Below are 20,096 nucleotides of genomic sequence, written 5' to 3'. Positions count from 1 at the left end.
TCACATAACGCTTGACCCCGGCACGGGATACGGGGGTTGGCTGATCGGGTTGGTTGGGCACCAAGGGTTTTGCGGCACGCCCAGGCACGGATTGGGCATACTCGGCTGCGGGGGCAGCGCCATCATCTGAACCCCCGTCCGCCGCGGGTAGTTCGCGTACGAGGTGCTGTCTGGGCAGGGGCCGAAGATCTGCGTGTTGCAGACGAGCTGCAGACTCAGGATGCTGATCACCCCTTGGCCCGCGTCAGGGATTCCGCAGGTGTTGTGCGGGAAGTACTGGATGAAGGGCGGGTCGCTCGTGACCCGTTGACGACCGAGCTGAAAGTGCTTGTGGCGGATGGCCGTGCCCGAACTGTCGACATTGCCGTGCCAGCAGTTACCGGGAAACTCGAGGTTTGATATCTCCGCGAGGTCGACGTTACTTGAGTTGCCGAAGAAGCCGTTGTGGCTCAGCGTGTTGTTCTCGATCTCGTTGCCCCAGTCGTCGTAGTAGCAGAACGACAACGCCGACAGGCCGAAGCCGCCTTTGCAGTGCGCGATCGGCGGCGGGGTCGCGGTGTCGACCTCGGGGACCAACAGCACGCCCCACGCGCCGTTGTCGTGGATGTCGTTGTGATCGACGGTGTCGAATCGGCCGCCGGCGATCAGGACGCCGGTTCCGATCGGACTGTCGGCGGCGAGGCTCGTGCCGAGGGGCGTGTTCGGGTTGTTGTTGTCATGTATCGAGTTGTGCGTGAGTACCCAGCACGAATGGGTTCCGGTCGGACCGGTCTCGTTGAGCGGGCAGTGGCCGGACTGCGGGGACGGTTGGTCGTCGTTGTTCTGGCTGTTGGTGGCGAATCCCGTGTTGTTGTGGTCGAATTCGGAGTTCTGGATGATCAGGTGCCCACCGGAGTTGGTCCCCGAGTATCCCTCCGCCGAGTTCTGGCCGTGCGCGTGGTCAAGGATGGTATTGCAGTCCGGGCACGCGCCGATATAGAACGCCGCGTCGGCCATGTTATTGGCGTACACCTGCGTGAACAGCCCCGGCCCATGGGTGTTGGAGGCGTAGATTCCGTATTGGGTCGACTGGTTCGGGCCGCCATTGTAAGTCGAGCTGGCCGACAGGTATGCGCCGCGCCAACTTCCGATCTGCTGGACGCCGGTCGAACCGCCGCCGTCGAACCAGATCTCATCGGCGGGGGTGAGATCGCCCGCGATGAAGTTGCACGCGGTCAGGTTCTCGATGCTGACACCGGACGCCTTGAACACGACCAGGCCGTTTCGTCCCGTCGCAAGGCCGTTGGAATCGAGCGGGCCGAAGTTCTGGTCGCCCCGCGCGGAGCTGCACTGAGGCGCCCCCGGCTTGGTGCCGTCGAGCACGACCGCGTTGCGGTCCATCCCGCGGATCCAAATGCCGGGCGTGGTCACGAGCACGGCGGCCCCCGCCGTGAGGTCACCGGCGACCATCCCGGGCGGAACGCGATTGCCGGTTTCGTGGTAGTCGCCTGGGCCGATGAGCACCCAGTCCCCCGGCCGGGCGGCGTCGACCGCTGCTTGGATGCTCGAGTATTGCCCGGGAATCCCAAGATAGTTGCCGACGCGCAGGACTGCGCCCGGCGCCCACGGGGCAGCACGCGCTACATACATGCCCCCAGCGACGAGCACGCACACGCACCAGGCCACAAACCCGCGGCGCCACATTGGCGCGCGCGATATCCAGCCACAACGATCTTCCGGCGCCGGCATCTCACTCCTCGTCCCGTTGGGGGTGCGCCTGCCGCACTCAAGTCACGTCCAACAACAGTGAGTGACCGCCGTCACATCTAGAACACGGTCAGATAAATGTTCGAGATCGAGCGGGCCCTATTGGACTGGCAGGGGATGTCTGCACGCGCACGTCCCCCTCAGATGACCGCACGGCATCACGACGAACGGGGCTTGTATTCCGACAGTTCGCTGCAACGCCGGCCAATACCGCATACGGTCCGTGCCGAAGGCCAGGCTCACCAGTACCCGCGGCCGCGGTGTGGGCCCGAAAGGCTCGGTCGCGTGCCGGAAGCCTTCGCCGAACATAACCCCGACACCATGCCGGTACTCGTAACGCATTGTCTCCCCACCACTCTCGTACCAGAGCTGACCATGCTCAGCATCGAGTTCGTAGAGCGGCGTCAGCAGCGTGTAGGCCTGCGCGCCGTCGACATAGTCGCGGTGCCAACTCGGGCTTTCGACACCATCACTAACGACATAGAAGCCGTTGTACAGCACGATGCGCTCGTGCCAGTCGACCAGGTGTTTCGCCGCGTCGGCGAGCTCGAGGTGCTCGAACAGACGCCCGAATTCGCGGTGCGTCGCTAAGTCATCGGCCGATACCCAAGCCAGCAGCTGGCCGTATCGCGACACGTGAAAACGCAGCCCGTCACCGCGCAGCTTGTCGTGGCCAGCGTCGCTGCGCAGCCTCGGGAAGTCAAGGTTCGGTGCCACTACGCTCTCGTAGACCGCGGCCAACGGAGTCAGCAGCGACGGGTCAAAACGGAACTGGAACGCATCTTTATCCGGCGCGATGCGTGCCAGCTCCACCGTCAACCACCTCGAGTTCTGTTACCCAGTGCAGCAGCGGAAGGCTGCGCGCATCCGACCGCCCGACCACAGCGGCCTAAAGCTAATACGTGTCAGCACGTGGGCGGGTTCAACTCGGCCGGCTTGGAACCCACGCGACAGGCTATGAATTTCCACCCTATTGGCCCGGCAGCCATGTGCCCATCCGGCGCAACGCTTCCTCGATGTCGTTCGTCGGCCCGGCGAAGGACAGCCGGACGAAGGATCCGCCATGCTCGGGATCGAAATCGATGCCGGGCGCAATCGCTACCCCGGTGTCGACCAACAGCTTTGAGCAGAAAACCATAGAGTCCGCAGTGAAGTCGGAGACGTCGGCGTAGACGTAGAACGCGCCATCGGTGGGCGCCAGCCGGTCGATGCCTATTGCACGCAGACCGTCGAGCAACATCGTGCGATTGGCCGTGTACTGGTGCAGATGGCCGTCGGCTTCCTCGACGGCTTCGGGCGTGAATGCCGCGACGGCAGCATGCTGCGACAGCACCGGCGGGCAGATCGTGAAGTTTCCGGTCAGGCGGTCCACCGCCCGCCGCAACTCGGACGGCACCAGCAGCCAGCCCAGCCGCCATCCGGTCATCGCGAAATACTTTGAAAAGCTGTTGACCACCATGGCATTTCGTGACGTGCTCCACGCGCAGCTGGTCTGCGGTGCGCCCGGGTAGACCAATCCGTGGTAGACCTCATCGCTGATCAGCCGCACCCCCGAGGCATCACACCAGGACGCGATCGCGGCGAGTTCCGCAGGCGGGATGACTGTCCCAGTCGGGTTGGCGGGGCTCGCGACTACCACACCCCGCACCGGCGGGTCGAGCTCGGCAAGCATCTGCACAGTGGGCTGGAACCGGGTCTTCGGCCCGGTTTCGACCACCACGACCTCGCATCCCAACGCTGCCAATATGTTTCGGTAGCACGGGTAGCCGGGACTGCTGACGGCTACCCGGTCGCCGACGTCGAAGCAGGACAGGAAGGTGAGCAGAAAGCCGCCAGACGAGCCCGTCGTCACCACCACGTCGTCCACGTCGACCTGCAAGCCGTGCCGATCCAGATACGACACGGCGATGGCCGCGCGCAGCTCCGGAATGCCCAGCGCCACCGTGTAGCCGAGCTGATTGAGATGCAGCGCCGCCGCTGCGGCCGCGCGCACCGGCTCCGGGGCACCGGCGCTGGGCTGCCCCGCCGACAGGTTCACCAGATCGCCGTGGCTGCGCTGGCGTTCCGCGGCCGCCAGCCAGACGTCCATCACGTAAAACGGTGGGACCCCGGCGCGCAGTGCGACGTGATCGCTCATGTCGCCAAGCTACGGTAAATTGCCCGGTTCCTCCTCATCGCGCTGCGCGCTCTGCATCGTCCCCGGGCGAGAGCACTTCGGATTCCAGCCGGCGCAAGTGTTCGCTCGCCGGACCCAGCAGCTGCGAACTACCATGCGCCCGTTTGAAATACAGCTGCATGTCGTGTTCCCAGGTGATCGCGATACCGCCGTGCAGCTGAATGCCCTCGGCGGCCACCGTGCTGAACGCCTCGGTGGCCGCGACCCGGGCCAATGCGGCGGACGTGGCCGATGGTGCGTCTAACGCGTCGTTCACCACCGCACGTGCGGCTTGCACCGCGACGTAGAGGTCGGCCATCCTGTGTTTAAGCGCCTGGAAGCTACCGATGGCCCGGCCGAACTGCACTCGTTCCTTCGTGTATTCGACCGTCAGCTCCAGGCAGCGCGTGGCCGCGCCGATCTGTTCGGCCGCCAGCAGGATCGCGGCGACATCGGCGACACCGGGATCGGCGCCCAACGGCGCGATGCTCTGCGGCGTCACGCGGGCCAGCCGCCGGGTGGGGTCCATTGTGGGGAGCGACTCGGTGCCGAACGCTGTCCATCGGGCCAGTTTGCCGTCGTTGGCGGCGATGACGATGTCGGCGATATCGCCGTTGACCACGTATTCGGGGTCCAACACCAGCGCACCGATCGACGCGCCTTCGGCCAATGCGCCGAGCGCTTCGGCGTCGGGATCGTCGGCGGCCAGCAACGCCAGCTCGGCCAGCGTGGTGCCGAGCAGCGGGCTGGGTACCAGCGCCTTGCCGAGTTCTTCGACGACGACGGCGGCGTCACCGAGATTGCCATCGGCGCCGCCGTATTTCTCGGGCACCACCAACGCGGCGGCGCCGACCTGCTCACACAGCAGTCGCCATAGCGATTCGTCGTAGCCGCGCTCCGACTGCATCGCCTCGCGCACCGCGGCGGGCGAGGCGTGTTTGGCCACCAACGCCGCGACCGTCTCGCGCAACAGTTCTCGTTCGTCGCTCATTTACAGGGCCTCCAGGACTCGCCGCCGGTGGGTGGCCGGGTCACCCCAGGCCGACCGCAGCGCCTGCACCCGCAGCAGCCACAGCGACAAGTCGTGCTCGGAAGTGAAACCGATCGCACCGTGCGTCTGCAGCGCCGACCGGGCGGTCAGCAGCGCGGCGTCGGACGCCGCGGCCTTGGCCGCACTGACATCGCGGGCGGTGTCGGGGGACCGGTCGGCCAGCGACAGTGCGGCGCCGTAGACCAACGGGCGGGCCAACTCGAGCGCGATGTGCACGTCTGCGAGCTTGTGCTTGATCGCCTGGTAAGAGCCGATGACCCGGCCGAATTGGGCGCGCTGCTTGGCATACTCGACTGCGGTGTCCAGCAGCGCCTGGCCCGCCCCGACGAGTTGCGCGGCGGTGGCCAGCGCGCCGAACTCGTAGGCGCGGGCGACATCGGCCTGCCACGGTTCGGAGAAGGCGTCGACGTCGAAGAGGCGGCGGCTTGGGTCGACGGACTCGTGCCGGTCGCCGACGTGCGCTTCGCTGACCCAGCCATCGGCTTCGGCGGCCAGCACCAGCCCGGCCGCATCGGCGTCCACAGCCCGCGGCACCTGTGGCCACAACACGACGGTGGCGATCAGTTCACCGGTCGCCAGCGCACCGGCCCGTTCATCTTCTTCGGCCAGCAAAACTGGCGCTACCGCTATGGATTCCGTGACAGGACCGGGTACGCACCAACGCCCCAGCCGCTCCATTGCAACAATCAGGTCGACGGGGTGCGCGTCGAGCCCGTCGAAGCGTTCCGGCACCACCAACGCGGTGACTCCCAGGTCGGCTAGCCGCGCCCAGACCTTGCGGCCGGGCGCGGTGTCACCGCCGGCCCAGGCCCGCAGCGCGCCCGGCACGTCGGCCGCCGCGAGCGCGGCGTCGATACTGGCCGCGAAATCGCGCTGCTGCGCGTCAAGGTCAAATCTCATTTGGCCCTCACAGTAGTTAAGGATCCTGGCGCTGAGGATAAGCCGCTGGGAGTTCGGATGAACCGCTGTGGCCAGGTGTCTGTCCTGGGCCGTTCCAACGCTTGCCGCAGTATCGAGTTGTTGTCAGTGCCGGCGGTTAGTGTGCGGGCATGAAGCGAGTCGTCAAGCTGCGGATGCTGCCAACCGATGCCGAATCGGCCGCGCTGGCGGACACCCTGCGGACCTGCAACGAGGCAGCGTCGTGGTTGTCGAATGCCATGCACACCCACCGAGTGCGCCGCAAATTCGATGCGCACAAGCGTTTCTACTGCCAGATACGGGAGAGGTTTGGATTGTCGGCGCAGCCAACGATCCGGGTCATCGGCAAGGTATCCGACGCTTACACCACACTGCGTGCCAACATCGATGGCGGCAGTTACGGCCCACCCGGTTCCGACCGACGAAAAGCGGTACAGCAGAAGCCGATCCGGTTTCGCGCAGATGGAGCGCAGCCGTTTGACGTCCGCTGTCTGTCGTGGCAAGTCTCTGACACCGTTGGCGCGCGCGAGGCGACAGTGTCGATCTGGACGACCCATGGCCGATTGAAGGGCGTTCGGATATTGGGCGCAGCGCGAGACCTGGTCCTGTTGCGCACCCGCCCAATCGGTGAAACCGACCTGATCCACCGCGACGGGAAATGGTTTCTGCACGCCACCATCGATTCGGTTGAAACCCCGCTGGCAGATCCGGTCAACGGCTTTGTGGGCGTGGACCTGGGAATCGTCAATATCGCGACCAGCAGCGAGGGTGATCGCGTTGCCGGGTCCCGGTTGAACCGGTATCGCAAGCGCCAGCAGCGACTGCGGGCCCGGTTGCAGACGAAGAAAACCAGTTCGGCGCGGCGGTTGTTGAAGAGGCGGTGCCGCAAGGAGGCTCGGTTCGCCGCTGATATTAACCACCAGATTTCCAAACGCATCGTGGCCGAGGCTAAACGCACCGGGCGCGGCATCGCTGTCGAGGAGTTGGGCGGCATCCGTGACCGGGTACGGCTTCGCAAGCCCCAACGGGTCACGCTGCACTCTTGGGCGTTCGCCAAGCTCGGCGGATACCTCGCCTACAAAGCCGCGGCCGGGGGCGTGGCATTCGTCGAGGTCGACCCAGCCTACACATCGCAAACGTGCCATAAGTGTGGGTGGGTCGATAAACAAAATCGACGCTCGCAAAGCGAATTTGAGTGTGGTCGTTGTGGCTTCGTTGGGCACGCCGACCACAATGCAGCCGTCAACATCGCACGCCGTGGTGTCGAACGCTGGGGCGAAATCATGCGCCCAGACGCAGCGCTCACCCTGACAGCCAGTTAGGGCGGCAGCAGCAAGCCTAACGGCAACCCAAACCTTCCGAGACAGGTCAATTGCCAGTCCCATTGGGCGCGGGATCATGATTTGGCTTTCTCCCGGGGCAGCCCCAACAGCCGCTCGGCGATGATGTTGCGCTGAATCTCGTTGGTGCCGGCGTAAATCGGGCCGCCGAGCGCGAACAGCAACCCGTCGGTCCACGAGCCGGCCAGCTCGGCGTCGGCGCCGCGGATGTCCAGCGCGGTCTGGTGTATCGCGACGTCCAGGTCGGACCAGAACACCTTGGTCACCGAGGACTCGGCGCCCAGCTCGCCGCCCCTCGCCAGCCGGGTCACGGTGCCGAAGGTGTGCAGCCGGTAGGCCTGGGCTTTGATCCACGCATCGGCCACCTGATCACCGAAGGCGCTGTCGTCGTGGGTCTTCCACAGCTCAACCAGGCGCTCGGCGGCGGCCAGGAAGCGCGCCGGACTGCGCAGCGACATGCCGCATTCGTTGCTCGACGTGCTCATCGCGGCCCGCCACCCGTCGTGCACCTCGCCGATCACGTCGGCGTCGGGCACGAATACGTCGTCGAGGAAGATTTCGCCGAACCCGGTGTCGCCGCCGAGTTGGGCGATGGGCCGCACGGTGATTCCGTCCGCTTTGAGATCGAACATGAAGTACGTCAGCCCGCGGTGGCGTTCCGCGTCGGCGTCAGAGCGGAATAATCCGAAAGCCCTGTCGCCGAACGGTGCTCGCGAACTCCAGATCTTTTGGCCGTTGAGTAGCCAGCCACCGTCGGTGCGGGTGGCCGTCGAGCGCAGCGAGGCGAGGTCGCTACCGGACTCCGGCTCCGACCAGGCCTGCGCCCATATCTCCTCGCCGCTGGCCATCTTTGGCAATATCCGGTCCAGCTGCTCTTCGGTGCCGTGTGCGAACAACGTCGGCGCCAGCATCGAGGTGCCGTTGGCACTCGCCCGCCCGGGCGCACCGGCGCGGAAGTACTCCTCCTCGAAAACCACCCACTGCAGCAGGGTTGCGTCGCGGCCGCCGTACTTTCGTGGCCAGCTGATGACCGACAAACCCGCATCGAATAGCACCTTGTCCCAATGCCGGTGCTGCTCGAAGCCCTCCGCGGTGTCATAGGAATGCGTCGGGAACGAGTCCCGGTTCGCAGCCAGGAACTGGCGCACCTCCTGCTGGAATGCGCACGTGTTGTCGTCGAAATCAAGGTCCATCAGGGCATCTCTCGCAATTGCGGCTTGACCACCTTGCCGCCGGCATTGCGCGGCAGCGTGTCGACAAACCTCACCGAACGGGGGGCTTTGAAGTTCGCCAAATACTCACGGGTGTAGGCGATCACCGCCTGCTCGTCAAGACCGGCTCCGGGCCGCGTCACCAGGAATGCCCGGCCGACCTCGCCGAGCCGCTCGTCGGGCACGCCGATCACCGCGCAGTCCAGCACGCCGTCGAGGCGGGCGAGCACCTGCTCCACCTCGGCCGGGTAGACGTTGAAACCGCCGCAGATGTACATGTCCTTGAGCCGGTCGGTGATCTGGAGATTGCCTGCGTTGTCGAGCTTTCCGATGTCACCGGTGTGCAGCCAGCCGTCGGCGTCCACGGTATCCGCGGTGGCTTGCGGGTCGTCGAGATAACCGAGCATCACATTGGGACCACGCAGCAGCACCTCGCCGTGATCTCCAATCCGCAACTCGAAGTCGGCGACAGGCCGTCCGCAGGTGGTGGCGACGGTAACGGCGTCGTCGTCGGCGCGGCACATGGTGCCGAACCCGTTGCATTCGGTCAGGCCGTAGGCGGTCAGCACGATGTCGATGTCGAGTTCTGTCTGCATCCGCTCGATCAACACGACCGGCACCGTGGCCGCGCCGGTGACCGCGAACCGCAGCGAGCTCAGGTCATAGCCGCCGCGGGTGGGATGGTCGAGCAGCATCTGGAAGATGGTCGGTGGCCCGGGCAGCACGGTAATCCGGTGCTCGGCGATTGCGCGCATCGCTTGCTCGGCGTCGAAGGTCAGCTGGGGGATCAGCGTGGCACCGGTCTGCAGGCAGGCCAGGATTCCGGCCTTGTAGCCGAAGTTATGGAAGAACGGGTTGATGCAGAGGTAACGGTCGTCGCTGGTGATCTTGCCGCAGGCCGCCCACGCCGCCGAACCGGACAACGATTGCCGATGCGCGCACAGCACGCCTTTGCTGCGGCCGGTGGTGCCGGAGGTGAACAGGATGTCGGAGACGTCGTCGGGGTGGACCGCGGCGGCGCGGACATCGGCGGCCGTGAGGGCTGTACTCCCAGCGCCGGCGGCGACAAACTCGTCCCACGTCCCGTCATTGGCATCGACCGGCACCCGCACGATGTGACGCAGATCCGGCAACGCGCTTCGGTCGAGATCGGCGGTCTTGTCCGTGCCCAGGAACTCACCCATCGCCACCAGCAGCGGAGCGCCGGTGCGGGCCAGGATGTCGGTGGCTTCGGCGACGGTGTAGCGGGTGTTCAGCGGCACCACGGTGGCGCCGGCGTAATGGGTGGCCAGGCAGGCAACCACCCAGTGCCAGGTGTTCGGCGACCAGATCGCCACCCGGTCGCCTGTGCTCACACTCAGCGCGATCATCGCCGCGGCGGCACGGCGCACCTCGTCGCGCAGCTCGGCGAAGGTAAGGGTGCGATCGGGCGTGACCAGCGCATTGTGGTCGGGTAGCTCGCGCGCGATGCGGTCCAACACCGCAGGAATCGTCTGCGGATCGCTCGGCATCGATGCAAGCTCCTCAAGCCTCAACTGTCCGGCTCCTCCTCATCGCGCTGCGCGCTCTGTATCGTCGCCGGACTAACAAAGCAAGTGCTTGGTAGGTTAGCCTACAGGGGTGCAGGGCGTCGAGGAGTTCCGGGCTGAGGTACGCGACTGGCTGGCCGAGAACTTGGTCGGTGAATTCGCCGCGCTCAAGGGGCTCGGTGGGCCGGGTCGCGAGCACGAGGCATTCGAAGAGCGGCGGGCCTGGAATCAGCATCTCGCGAAAGCGGGCCTGACCTGTTTGGGCTGGCCGGTCGAGCACGGCGGCCGCGGCCTGTCCGTCGCGCATCGGGTCGCGTTTTATGAGGAGTACGCAATCGCCGATGCGCCCGCGAAGGTCAACCACTTCGGCGAGGAATTGCTTGGGCCGACGTTGATCGCCTTCGGCGCTCCCGACCAGCAGCGGCGATTTCTGCCCCGAATTCTCGACGTCACCGAGCTGTGGTGTCAGGGCTACTCGGAGCCGGGTGCCGGCAGCGACCTGGCCAACGTGTCCACCTCGGCGGTGCTGGACGGCGACGCGTGGGTGATCAACGGCCAGAAGGTGTGGACGTCGCTGGCCCACTGGGCGCAGTGGTGTTTTGTGGTGGCTCGCACCGAGAAGGGCTCGAAGCGCCACGCCGGGTTGTCGTATCTGCTGGTGCCGTTGGACCAGCCCGGGGTTGAGGTCCGCCCGATCGTCCAGCTCACGGGTGACTCGGAATTCAACGAGGTGTTCTTCGACGACGCCCGCACCGATGCCGACTTGGTGGTCGGCGCGCCGGGTGACGGCTGGCGGGTGGCGATGGGAACGCTGACCTTCGAACGCGGTGTCTCCACGCTGGGTCAGCAGATCATCTACGCGCGCGAGCTGAACGGCGTCGCTGAACTCGCCAAACGCACTGGTGCCGCTGATGATCCGCTGATCCGCGAACGGCTGACCCGGTTGTGGGCCGGCCTGCGGGCGATGCGCTCGTATGCCTTGGCGACCATGGACGTCGAGCAGCCCGGACAGGACAACGTCTCAAAGCTGTTGTGGGCCAACTGGCATCGCGATCTGGGCGAGATCGCGATGGACGTGCAGGGCAAGGCGGGTCTGGTGTTGGACAGCGGAGACTTCGACGAGTGGCAGCGGCTGTACCTGTTCACCCGCGCGGACACCATCTATGGCGGCTCGAACGAGATTCAGCGCAACATCATCGCCGAGCGTGTGCTTGGCCTACCCAGGGAGGCTAGATGACGTTAGCCGTTGCGCCGAAAGAGGTTGCCGGACACGGGCTTCTGATGGGTAAGGTCGTGATCGTCACGGCTGCCGCCGGCACCGGCATCGGGTCGGCCACCGCACGGCGGGCGCTGGCCGAAGGTGCTGACGTCGTCGTCTCGGACCACCACGAGCGACGGCTGGGCGAGACGGCCGAGGAACTGTCGGCGCTGGGGCTGGGTCGCGTCGAGCACGTGCTCTGCGATGTCACGTCCTCTGCTCAGGTCGATGCGCTGATCGCGTCGGCCCACGCGCGGATGGGCCGGATCGACGTGCTGGTCAACAACGCCGGACTGGGCGGACAAACACCGGTCGCGGATATGACCGACGAGGAGTGGGACCGCGTCCTCGACGTCACGCTGACGTCGGTGTTTCGCGCCACCCGCGCGGCGCTGCGCTACTTCCGCGACACCGACCACGGCGGGGTGATCGTCAACAACGCCAGCGTCCTTGGCTGGCGTGCGCAGCACTCGCAATCCCACTATGCCGCAGCCAAGGCCGGGGTGATGGCGCTGACGCGTTGCAGCGCCATCGAGGCCGTCGACTACGGGGTGCGGATCAATGCGGTGTCGCCGAGCATCGCCAGGCACAAGTTCCTGGACAAGACCACCTCGACCGATCTGCTCGATCGGCTCTCAGCCGGGGAGGCTTTCGGACGAGCAGCCGAGCCATGGGAGGTGGCGGCCACCATCGCGTTCTTAGCCAGCGACTACTCCAGTTACCTGACCGGAGAAGTGATTTCGGTGTCGAGTCAACACCCATGAACCGCCGCGACGAGCTGTTGGCACTGGCGGCGACCATGTTCGCTGAACGTGGCCTGCGCGCGACCACGGTCCGCGACATCGCCGACGGTGCCGGCATATTGTCGGGCAGCCTCTACCACCACTTCGCGTCCAAAGAGGAGATGGTCGACGAGCTGCTGCACAGCTTCCTGGACGGGTTGTTCGACCGCTATCAGGAGATCATCGACACCGAGCCGAATCCGCTAGAGCGGCTCAGGGGTTTGTTCATGGCGTCGTTCGACGCGATCGAGCACCGGCATGCCCAGGTGGTCATCTACCAGGATGAGGCCAAGCGGTTGCTGTCACAGCCGCGGTTTGCCTACATCGAGGACATGAACAAGCAGCAGCGCAAGATGTGGGTCGACGTGCTGCACCAGGGCATCGAGGAAGGCTATTTCCGTCCCGATCTCGATGTCGACCTGGTTTACCGATTCATCCGCGACACCACCTGGGTGTCGGTGCGCTGGTATCAGCCCGGCGGACCGCTCACCGCCAAACAGGTGGGCCAGCAGTATCTCGCTATCGTTTTAGGTGGAATCACCAAAGAAGGAGATTAGAAATGCCAGAGGCGTACATTGTCGAGGCCGTCCGTACCGCCGTTGGTAAGCGTAACGGATCGCTTGCCGGCGTGCATCCAATCGACTTGGGCGTGGCCGCATTTCACGGGCTGTTCGAGCGGGTCGACGTTGACCCGGCGGCCGTCGACGACGTGGTGGTCGGATGCGTGGACGCGATCGGCGGCCAGGCCGGCAACATCGGTCGCAACGCTTGGCTGGCGGCGGGCTATCCTGAAGAGGTTCCCGGAGTGACCGTCGACCGGCAGTGTGGCTCCAGCCAGCAGGCGATTTCCTTTGGTGCGCAAGCGATCATGGCCAACACCGCGGACTTGATCCTGGCCGGCGGCATGCAGAACATGAGCCAGATTCCGATCGCGTCGGCGATGGTGGTCGGCAAGGAGTTCGGGTTCACCTCGCCGACCAGCGAGTCGAAGAACTGGCTACACCGCTACGGCGATCAGGAGATCTCCCAGTTCCGCGGCGCGGAACTGATCGCCGAACGGTGGAACCTGTCCCGCGAGGAGATGGAGCAGTTCGCGCTAACCAGCCACGAGCGGGCGCTGGCCGCGATCCAGGGCGGACACTTCGACAACGAGATCATTGCCGTGGACGGATTCCGGATCGACGAGGGGCCGCGGGAGACGTCGCTGGAGAAGATGGCCGCGCTCAAGACGCTGTCGGAGGGTGGCCGGTTGACGGCGGCGGTGGCCAGCCAGATTTCCGACGGCGCTAGTGCGGTGTTGCTGGCGTCCGAACAGGCCGTCAAGGACCACAAACTCACACCGCGCGCCCGTATCCATCACATCAGCGCCCGCGGCGCCGACCCGGTCTTCATGCTCACCGGACCGATTCCGGCCACCCGCTACGCACTCGAGAAGACCGGGCTGTCAATCGACGACATCGACACCGTCGAGATCAACGAGGCGTTCGCGCCGGTCGTGTTGGCCTGGCTCAAGGAAATCAAGGCCGACCCGGAGAAGGTCAACCCCAACGGTGGCGCGATCGCACTCGGCCATCCGTTGGGCGCCACCGGGGCAAAGCTGTTCACCACCATGCTCAACGAGCTGGAGCGCACCGGTGGCCGCTATGGCCTGCAGACGATGTGTGAGGGCGGCGGTACCGCCAACGTCACCATCATCGAACGTCTGTAACTCCAGTCCCTGGCTGAAGGGCTGGTGGCTTCTGCGGTTTTCAACCCATATGTGCTACCAGTCCGACTGATATCACATATGGGTTCGTTTCCAAGACGATGTGCATACCGAGTTGATGGTGCGCAAGGGGCTGGCGTGACGTCAGCGGCGCAGGCGCAGTCCGGCGATGATGTCGTCGACGGTGCGTCCCGCCAGCAACTCCACCTCTCGGCGGCTTGCGCCGCGCAGTGGTCCACGCAGGGCCAGTTCGGCGAACCCGTGCACGGCCGACCAGCAGGGCCATTCGGCGCCGTCGCGTCGTTGCGGTGAAAGCACGCCCGCATCCACCATGGCGTCGAGCGCCTCGACCAACGCCAGATAAGGTGGGGCACTGATTGTTTCGTCGGATTGGTCGGCTCCGAAGAATGCGACCGCAAACCACCCCGGCTCATCCAGCGCGAACTTTATGTAGCCGATGCCGACGGCGCGCAGCAGCTCAGTTGAGCCACGCCGGCGCACTGAGGTCTGCATCCGCGCCACCATCAGGGACTGAATGGCGGTCGCAACCTCGCTCAGCAATGCTTCGCGGTCGGCGAAGTGACGGTATGCGGCGTTAGGCGAAACCCCAACTCGCCGAGTCGCTTCCCGAATGGTGAGCGCTTCCGGCCCGCCGTCACGGGCGAGTTGAAGGCCGGCGTCGATCAATGCCGCGCGCAGATCGCCGTGGTGGTAGCCGGTCTTCGAATCGGTCAACGCTTGACCCTCCTCAGGGTCGAAGTGTACGGTGTGAACATTACCATGTTGACAGCGTGAACATCGTAACGGAGGGGTTTCTGTGAAAACAGTAGGATTGCCACCCGTCGTCGACCGCCAGGCCTGGCAGCGTGAGCTGGACGCACTTCGGGTCCGAGAGAAGGCGGCCACCCGCGAGCTCGACGCGGTCGCCGCGCAGCGACGGCGGCTGCCAATGGTCGAGATGCCGGACTATGTCTTGGAATCGGAGAACGGGCCGGTGCGGTTGGTAGACGTGTTTGACGGCAAGCGGCAGCTCATCGTCTACAACCACATGTGGTTTCCAGGTGAGGAGTGGCAGTGCCCCGGTTGTACCGGCTTCACCTCACAGTTCACCCGACTGGAGTTCCTGGACAGCTACGACGCCCGATTTGTCATCGTCACCCAGGGGCCCATCGACGAGGCGCTCGCATACAAGCGACGGGTGGGGAACCGGATGACGTGGTACTCGACTGCCAACAGCTCGTTCGGCGAGGACGTCGGCGCTCCACCGGGCGGTGGGTTCGCTGTGAATGTCTTTCTGCGCGACGGCGATCGGGTTTACCGAACCTGGCACACCAATGGCCGTGGGACCGAACAACTCAGTCATTCGTTCGCGTTGATCGACTTACTGCCGTATGGCCGCCAGGAAGAGTGGCAGGATTCGCCGGACGGGTGGCCGCAGTCGCCAACGTACAGCCGGTGGGCCGGCTCGCAGGAGATCGCTCGAGCATACGGAGGGGCAGAATGACCACTACGACGACCGGCCTGACGACGATGAGCCTGGTGTGCGTGCCGACACCCGAGCAGGACAAAGCGGTCGCGTTCTACGAGTCACTCGGGTTCGAGAAGCGAACCGACCAGCCGTTCGGCGGCGGCTACCGGTGGATCGAGGTGTACCCGCCCGAGGGCACGACCGGCATAGCGCTTGCTCCACCCCCGCCGGATAGTGGTCCGGTGCAGCCGACCAACACCGGTATCACGCTGACTACCAACAACATCGACGCCACCCACGCGGCGATGAAGGAACTCGGCGTCGACGTCGATGCGCAGGTGTCGCGAATGGGCGAGCCGGTTCCACCGATGTTCTGGTTCCGCGACCCGACCGGCCACACACTGATGGTCGTGCAGCCGACGTCTTAGTCCTGGATGAACGCGGACGCCGACTGTAGGTGTTTGACGGCCTCGGCGACGATCGTCTGGATCAGCTCCGCGCAGGACGGCAGGTCCTCGACGATACCGGCCACCTGACCGGAGGCGAGCACGCCGGCGTCGGTATTGCCTTCGACCAGGCCGGCTTTCAGCAACATCGGGGTGTTGGCCGCCATCACCACCTGCGACCAGCTGAGCTCCTTGCCGTGCCGCATCGCCAGGCCGTCGCGAATCATCGACGCCCAGGTCATCTGCGACATCTTCTTGAACTTCGCGGCGTTGCGCACGGCTGCTGTGAATCCCCGCGCCCGCGAACCACTTTCCAATTTCTCGACCAGCCCGGTGCGCAACACACGGTGCGGCATGCCGTCGACGCGGGTGGTGACGACGGTCCCGTCCAGTCCGGCCTGCAGATATCGTTGCTTGACCGCGTCCGGCACGGTGGAATCCGACGTAAGCAGAAACCGGGTACCCATGGCCACCCCGGCGGCGCCGTAGGACAACGCCGCGGCCAGTCCGCGACCGTCGAAGAACCCGCCCGCCGCGATAACCGGGATGTTCACCGCGTCAAGCACCGACGGCAACAGCAGCGTCGTGGCGATCGGCCCGGTGTGTCCACCACCCTCGCCACCCTGCACGATCACCGCGTTGGCGCCCCAGGAGGCCACCTTGCGTGCATGCTTCGCAAGGCCGACCGACGGAATAACCACCGCCCCGGCGTCTTTCAGTTTGCCGATCAACTCTTGCTTGGGAGCCAATGCGAAGGACGCGACCTTGACGCCCTCGCGGATCATCAGGTCCACGCGGTCGTCGGCGTCGCCGGCATCGGCGCGGATGTTGACGCCGAACGGCTTGTCGGTGGCTGCCTTGACCTTCCCGATCGCGGTGGCCAGTTCGTCGAGGGTCATCGTGGCCGAGGCCAAGATGCCCAGTCCGCCCGCGTTGGCCGTTGCCGAAACCAGCCGAGCGCCGGCCACCCACCCCATCCCGGTTTGCACCACCGGGTGGTCAATACCGACAAGCTCGGTCAGCGGCGTGCGCAATCTCATGAGCGTATCTCTTTATCCCGCAATGCTTTAGGGTCGATGACCTCGCGGATCAGGTGCAGTTCGTCTTCGGTCGGCGGCCTGGTCTCGCCGGCCTCGTCGAGACCGTGCACCTCGAACGATGTGTTGTCCTGGACGTCGTCGGGCGAAACACCCGGGTGCAGCGTCACCGCCCGCATCGCGTGGTCCGGCCCGCCGAAGTCGAACACGCCGAGATTGGACACCACTCGGTAGGTGTTGGCGAACCGGAACGCCGGGTTGTCGGCGTCTACCTTGTCCCAGCCGATACCGCAGACCACGTCGACGGCGTCGCAGAACACCCGCTTGGAATGGTTGCCCACCCAATAGCTGGTGGCGTGGTTGATCGCGTTGCCGGGCGCGCCTCGCAGGCCGAACATCTGTCGGGTCGGGTGCTGCAGCGGCCCGAACGCCGAGATGTTCTGATTGCCGAAGCGGTCGACCTGATTGGCGCCCATCACCACATGCCGCCGACCCCAGGCCAGCGTCTCGAACACCCGGCCGAACGGCATCCAGCCCTCGACGGGTCCGGTCTTGCCCAGCGCCGGGGTGTCGGCCAGCAGCTGCGCCTCGCCGTCGGTCAGCAGGATGTCCGGGGAGAAGGTCAGCCGTGCCAGCCGCGCTCCGACCGATGCCATGTTCGTCATCGGGCTGACCATGATTTCGCCTGCATCCCTGAATAACTCGGCGCAGGCGACGGCGCAGACCTCAGCTCGGGTGGTGCTCACTTAGATGCCTCCTCGCCGAACCGACGCACGGCCGCCTGGTATTCGGCTTCGCCGCCCGACAGGTAGGTTTGCACGAACTGCTGCCAGCCCTCGTCCGTTGACGCCGCCTCGGCATAGTGGCGCTGGAACTTCTCGTCTCGACCGTAATCCGGTGCCGCCGTGGTGAAGTGAGCACCACCGGGCGCTTCCACAACGGCGTCGACCATCATCCGGTTGACCAGTAGCGCCTGCGGCGGCACCGCTTTGATGAGTCCCTCGGTGGAGACGACGCGCTCCACCGACAGATAACGCTTTTCGGCGGCCATCAGGAACAGATCGTCGAAGTAGGGGTCAATCCCGGTGTAGGCGGCATTGCCTTGCGAGTCGCCGAGATTGAGATGCACAAAGGCGGCATCCAGGCGCAGTGCCGGCATCGCGATCAGCGTTTCGTGTCCGCCGTCCTGCGCCGGGTAAGGGCTGGTGACCGTTTGCAGTTCGCCCTGCCAAAAGTCCGGGACCGAGCTGCCCAGCCCGGCGCGGATCGGCAGGAACGGTAGCCGCTGCGCCGCGGCCTGCAATCCGCAACGCAGCATGCCCTCGTCCATCTCCCGGGCCTCGATGGATCCAGTGGTGCGGGCTTTGGCAAACCAGGGGTCGTAGAACGGCGGCGAGTCGAGCGAGACGAACCCGTAGTAGACGCGACGCACCTTGCCCGCCGAGCACAGCAGTCCCAAATCCGGCCCGCCATAGGTGATCACGGTCAGGTCCTTGATGTCCGTGTGGAGCATGGCCCGCACAAACGCCATTGGTTTGCGGCGCGATCCCCAGCCGCCGATGCCAATAGTCATACCGCTGCGCAGTTGCGCGACGGCGTCGTCGACGGAGGTGCGCTTATCGCTCACGCTTTCTTGCCCTTCGCGGTACCGGCGAACGAGTCGCGGTGCTCGTCGGACACGCCGGCGAGATTGAGCTCGAAGGTAAAGCCTTGCTCCATGCGATAACTCGAGTTGACCCGCTGCACGTCGATCAGGTTCAGCGCCTCCTTGGCCGCCCGGATCACCCTGGTGTCCTTGGCGGCGATGTCGCGGGCCACCCGCAGCGCTGCTTCGTCCAATTCCTCCCGCGGCACCACGTCGTGCACAGAACCGAAGTGATGCAGGGTGGCGGCGTCCACGGTGGCCGCGGTGAAGAATAGCCGCCGCATCATGTGTTGTGGCACCAAGCGGGACAGGTGGGTGGCCGCGCCCAGCGCGCCGCGCTCGACCTCGGGCAGCCCGAACGTCGCATCCTCGGAGGCCACGATCACGTCGGCATTGCCTACCAGGCCGATGCCGCCGCCGACGCAGAAGCCATTGACCGCGGCGATCACCGGCACAGCGCATTCGTAGACCGCCCGGAAGGCGGCGAAGCAGCCCCGGTTGGCGTCGATCAGCGCGGTGAATCCCTCGGTGCGCTGCATCTCCTTGATGTCCACCCCGGCGTTGAAACCACGGCCCTCAGCCCGCAAGATCACCGCGTGCGTCTCTGGGTCCTCGCCGGCGGCGGTGAGCGCGTCGGCGAGTTCGAACCAGCCGCTCGAGGGGATGGCGTTGACGGGGGGAAAGTCGACGGTGACCGCGACTATCCCCGGTTCGGTGGTGCGTGACGTGATTGTCATCGAGCTCCTCGGCCACTTCCTTGGGGGACGATTTACCTAAGCAAGCACTTGCTTGGTACGCTAGCACAGTGACCCACGCCGACGGAGGCCCCGCGATCAGCTTCGGGCTCGCCGGCCGGGTTGCGCTGGTGACCGGCGGCGTTCGGGGGGTCGGCGCCGGCATCAGCTCAGTCTTCGCCGAGCAGGGTGCCGCCGTGGTGACTTGTGCGAGGCGCGCGGTCGAGGGCCTGCCCTACGAGTTCTACTCCTGCGACGTCCGCGACGAGGAGGCCGTCAAGTCGATGATCGACGCGATCGTCGACAAACACGGCAGCCTCGATGTCGTCGTCAACAATGCGGGAGGGTCGCCGTACGTACTGACCGCGGAGTCCAGCCCGAAGTTCAACCGCAAGATCATCGAACTCAATTTGATTGGTGCGCTGCTGGTTTCGCAGTGCGCCAATGAGAAGATGCAGAACCAGGAGCGCGGCGGGTCGATCGTCAACATCTGCAGTCTCAGCGGCCGGCGGCCGTCCCCCGGCACCGGCGCGTACGGGGCGGCCAAGGCCGGCCTGGAGAGCCTCACGCAGACGCTGGCGGTGGAATGGGGGCCCAAGGTCCGGGTGAACGCCTGCGTGGTGGGCATGGTCGAAACCGAGCAGGCCGACCTGTTCTACGGCGACGCCGAGTCGATCGCCGCGATCTCGAAGAACGTGCCGCTCGGCCGGATGGCCACCCCTGCCGATGTCGGTTGGGCCGCAGCGTTTTTGGCCTCGGATGCGGCGTCCTACATCAGCGGTGCCTCGTTGGAGGTACACGGCGGGGGCGAGCCGCCGCACTATCTGGCCACCACGAACGCCAGCGCGATCAAGTAAAGGAGTCACGAGCATGGGGCTAGTCGACGGCCGCGTCGTCATCGTCACCGGAGCGGGCGGCGGTATCGGCCGCGCCCATGCGCGGGCCTTCGCGGCCGAAGGCGCGCGCGTGGTGGTCAATGACATCGGGGTGGGACTGGACGGTTCACCCGCAAGCGGCGGAAGCGCTGCGCAGGGCGTGGTCGACGAGATCACCGCGGCCGGTGGGGAAGCC

General features: G+C 65.6%; 21 protein-coding genes. 9 read left to right on the top strand and 12 right to left on the bottom strand.

The annotated features are described in order from the left end of the window. The 5 genes from VKI00_RS18685 to VKI00_RS18665 all read right to left on the bottom strand — a co-directional run bounded on the left by VKI00_RS18685 (position 1) and on the right by VKI00_RS18665 (position 5,852). The gene (locus VKI00_RS18685; RefSeq protein WP_324439978.1) at positions 1–1,647 is read right to left on the bottom strand and encodes a hypothetical protein; all 1,647 of its coding nucleotides are present in this window, start codon (positions 1,645–1,647) and stop codon (positions 1–3) included. A gap of 198 nt (positions 1,648–1,845) precedes the next feature. Beyond that, positions 1,846–2,559, bottom strand: coding sequence for a hypothetical protein (locus VKI00_RS18680; RefSeq protein WP_324439976.1), 714 nt, complete (start codon positions 2,557–2,559; stop codon positions 1,846–1,848). A gap of 157 nt (positions 2,560–2,716) precedes the next feature. Further along, the gene (locus VKI00_RS18675; protein WP_324439974.1) at positions 2,717–3,883 is read right to left on the bottom strand and encodes a pyridoxal phosphate-dependent aminotransferase; all 1,167 of its coding nucleotides are present in this window, start codon (positions 3,881–3,883) and stop codon (positions 2,717–2,719) included. 34 nt (positions 3,884–3,917) lie between these two features. Further along, entirely contained in the window at positions 3,918–4,892 is a 975-nt protein-coding gene (locus VKI00_RS18670) for an acyl-CoA dehydrogenase family protein (RefSeq protein WP_324439972.1), read from the bottom strand. Then, complete coding sequence (locus tag VKI00_RS18665; RefSeq protein ID WP_324439970.1) at positions 4,893–5,852, bottom strand: acyl-CoA dehydrogenase family protein; 960 nt, start codon at positions 5,850–5,852, stop codon at positions 4,893–4,895. Positions 5,853–6,001: 149 nt separating this feature from the next. Between VKI00_RS18665 and VKI00_RS18660 the strand changes: the two genes are divergently transcribed. Then, on the top strand, positions 6,002–7,192 hold the full coding sequence (locus VKI00_RS18660) for a transposase (protein WP_324439968.1): 1,191 nt from the start codon (positions 6,002–6,004) through the stop codon (positions 7,190–7,192). Between the two features lie 74 nt (positions 7,193–7,266). Here the strand turns inward: VKI00_RS18660 and VKI00_RS18655 are convergent, their stop codons facing one another. Beyond that, positions 7,267–8,403: an acyl-CoA dehydrogenase family protein gene (locus VKI00_RS18655; protein WP_324439966.1), complete on the bottom strand. Its 1,137-nt coding sequence runs from the start codon at positions 8,401–8,403 to the stop codon at positions 7,267–7,269. After that, positions 8,403–9,932: a 3-((3aS,4S,7aS)-7a-methyl-1,5-dioxo-octahydro-1H-inden-4-yl)propanoate--CoA ligase FadD3 gene (gene fadD3, locus VKI00_RS18650; protein ID WP_324439964.1), complete on the bottom strand. Its 1,530-nt coding sequence runs from the start codon at positions 9,930–9,932 to the stop codon at positions 8,403–8,405. Before fadD3 ends, VKI00_RS18655 begins: the two co-directional genes overlap by 1 nt. Positions 9,933–10,041: 109 nt before the next feature. On the opposite strand from fadD3, the gene ipdE1 reads away from it, so the two are divergent. From ipdE1 to fadA6, 4 genes are read left to right on the top strand one after another with little or no spacing between them, the layout of a single operon-like run. Beyond that, entirely contained in the window at positions 10,042–11,187 is a 1,146-nt protein-coding gene (gene ipdE1 / locus VKI00_RS18645; protein WP_324439961.1) for an acyl-CoA dehydrogenase IpdE1, read from the top strand. Further along, entirely contained in the window at positions 11,184–11,972 is a 789-nt protein-coding gene (gene ipdF / locus VKI00_RS18640) for a (5R,7aS)-5-hydroxy-7a-methyl-1-oxo-2,3,5,6,7,7a-hexahydro-1H-indene-carboxyl-CoA reductase (protein ID WP_324439959.1), read from the top strand. The genes ipdE1 and ipdF overlap by 4 nt, the downstream gene beginning before the upstream one ends. After that, complete coding sequence (gene kstR2 / locus VKI00_RS18635) at positions 11,969–12,547, top strand: TetR family transcriptional regulator KstR2 (protein WP_324439957.1); 579 nt, start codon at positions 11,969–11,971, stop codon at positions 12,545–12,547. Before ipdF ends, kstR2 begins: the two co-directional genes overlap by 4 nt. Before the next feature lie 2 nt (positions 12,548–12,549). Next, a complete protein-coding gene (fadA6, locus tag VKI00_RS18630) occupies positions 12,550–13,698 on the top strand; it encodes a steroid 3-ketoacyl-CoA thiolase FadA6 (protein ID WP_324439955.1) in 1,149 nt (382 codons plus the stop codon). A 141-nt stretch (positions 13,699–13,839) separates the two neighbouring features. Here the strand turns inward: fadA6 and VKI00_RS18625 are convergent, their stop codons facing one another. Further along, entirely contained in the window at positions 13,840–14,430 is a 591-nt protein-coding gene (locus tag VKI00_RS18625; RefSeq protein ID WP_324439953.1) for a TetR/AcrR family transcriptional regulator, read from the bottom strand. Between the two features lie 82 nt (positions 14,431–14,512). Here VKI00_RS18625 and VKI00_RS18620 point away from each other — a divergent pair, with 82 nt between their 5' ends. Both VKI00_RS18620 and VKI00_RS18615 read left to right on the top strand, forming a co-directional pair. Continuing rightward, entirely contained in the window at positions 14,513–15,199 is a 687-nt protein-coding gene (locus tag VKI00_RS18620) for a DUF899 domain-containing protein (RefSeq protein ID WP_324439951.1), read from the top strand. Beyond that, positions 15,196–15,591 carry a VOC family protein gene (locus VKI00_RS18615; RefSeq protein ID WP_324439949.1) on the top strand — a complete coding sequence of 132 codons (396 nt, stop codon included), beginning with the start codon at positions 15,196–15,198 and terminating at the stop codon, positions 15,589–15,591. Before VKI00_RS18620 ends, VKI00_RS18615 begins: the two co-directional genes overlap by 4 nt. Here VKI00_RS18615 and ipdC read toward each other — a convergent pair. Genes ipdC through echA20 form a run of 4 tightly spaced genes read right to left on the bottom strand, consistent with a single transcriptional unit; the run spans position 15,588 to position 19,028 of the window. Beyond that, positions 15,588–16,649: a (3aS,4S,5R,7aS)-5-hydroxy-7a-methyl-1-oxo-octahydro-1H-indene-4-carboxyl-CoA dehydrogenase gene (gene ipdC, locus VKI00_RS18610; RefSeq protein ID WP_324439947.1), complete on the bottom strand. Its 1,062-nt coding sequence runs from the start codon at positions 16,647–16,649 to the stop codon at positions 15,588–15,590. The two genes, VKI00_RS18615 and ipdC, sit on opposite strands and share 4 nt — an antisense overlap. Continuing rightward, a complete protein-coding gene (gene ipdB / locus VKI00_RS18605; protein ID WP_324439945.1) occupies positions 16,646–17,392 on the bottom strand; it encodes a cholesterol ring-cleaving hydrolase subunit IpdB in 747 nt (248 codons plus the stop codon). The genes ipdC and ipdB overlap by 4 nt, the downstream gene beginning before the upstream one ends. Beyond that, the gene (gene ipdA / locus VKI00_RS18600) at positions 17,389–18,273 is read right to left on the bottom strand and encodes a cholesterol ring-cleaving hydrolase subunit IpdA (RefSeq protein ID WP_324439943.1); all 885 of its coding nucleotides are present in this window, start codon (positions 18,271–18,273) and stop codon (positions 17,389–17,391) included. The genes ipdB and ipdA overlap by 4 nt, the downstream gene beginning before the upstream one ends. After that, positions 18,270–19,028, bottom strand: coding sequence for a (7aS)-7a-methyl-1,5-dioxo-2,3,5,6,7,7a-hexahydro-1H-indene-carboxyl-CoA hydrolase (gene echA20, locus VKI00_RS18595; RefSeq protein WP_324439941.1), 759 nt, complete (start codon positions 19,026–19,028; stop codon positions 18,270–18,272). Before echA20 ends, ipdA begins: the two co-directional genes overlap by 4 nt. A gap of 95 nt (positions 19,029–19,123) precedes the next feature. Between echA20 and VKI00_RS18590 the strand changes: the two genes are divergently transcribed. Both VKI00_RS18590 and VKI00_RS18585 read left to right on the top strand, forming a co-directional pair. Next, positions 19,124–19,882 (top strand): SDR family oxidoreductase, encoded by a 759-nt coding sequence (locus VKI00_RS18590; RefSeq protein ID WP_324440009.1) that lies wholly within the window; start codon positions 19,124–19,126, stop codon positions 19,880–19,882. Positions 19,883–19,895: 13 nt separating this feature from the next. Continuing rightward, a partial coding sequence (locus VKI00_RS18585) for an SDR family NAD(P)-dependent oxidoreductase (protein ID WP_324439939.1) occupies positions 19,896–20,096 on the top strand: 201 nt, incomplete at its 3' end.

This window comes from Mycobacterium sp. (genome assembly GCF_035314665.1).
GTDB lineage: Bacteria > Actinomycetota > Actinomycetes > Mycobacteriales > Mycobacteriaceae > Mycobacterium.
The sequence above is the reverse complement of the archived record's forward strand: the minus strand, read 5'-3'. Positions and strand labels throughout refer to the sequence as shown.

Bases quoted from the DNA above. Each gene is read 5' to 3' on its own strand.
- VKI00_RS18675 (WP_324439974.1), bottom strand. From the start codon at position 3,883: ATGAGCGATCACGTCGCACTGCGCGCCGGGGTCCCACCGTTTTACGTG.
- VKI00_RS18670 (WP_324439972.1), bottom strand. From the start codon at position 4,892: ATGAGCGACGAACGAGAACTGTTGCGCGAGACGGTCGCGGCGTTGGTG.
- VKI00_RS18665 (WP_324439970.1), bottom strand. From the start codon at position 5,852: ATGAGATTTGACCTTGACGCGCAGCAGCGCGATTTCGCGGCCAGTATC.
- VKI00_RS18660 (WP_324439968.1), top strand. From the start codon at position 6,002: ATGAAGCGAGTCGTCAAGCTGCGGATGCTGCCAACCGATGCCGAATCG.
- VKI00_RS18655 (WP_324439966.1), bottom strand. From the start codon at position 8,403: ATGGACCTTGATTTCGACGACAACACGTGCGCATTCCAGCAGGAGGTG.
- fadD3 (WP_324439964.1), bottom strand. From the start codon at position 9,932: ATGCCGAGCGATCCGCAGACGATTCCTGCGGTGTTGGACCGCATCGCG.
- ipdF (WP_324439959.1), top strand. From the start codon at position 11,184: ATGACGTTAGCCGTTGCGCCGAAAGAGGTTGCCGGACACGGGCTTCTG.
- kstR2 (WP_324439957.1), top strand. From the start codon at position 11,969: ATGAACCGCCGCGACGAGCTGTTGGCACTGGCGGCGACCATGTTCGCT.
- fadA6 (WP_324439955.1), top strand. From the start codon at position 12,550: ATGCCAGAGGCGTACATTGTCGAGGCCGTCCGTACCGCCGTTGGTAAG.
- VKI00_RS18615 (WP_324439949.1), top strand. From the start codon at position 15,196: ATGACCACTACGACGACCGGCCTGACGACGATGAGCCTGGTGTGCGTG.
- ipdC (WP_324439947.1), bottom strand. From the start codon at position 16,649: ATGAGATTGCGCACGCCGCTGACCGAGCTTGTCGGTATTGACCACCCG.
- echA20 (WP_324439941.1), bottom strand. From the start codon at position 19,028: ATGACAATCACGTCACGCACCACCGAACCGGGGATAGTCGCGGTCACC.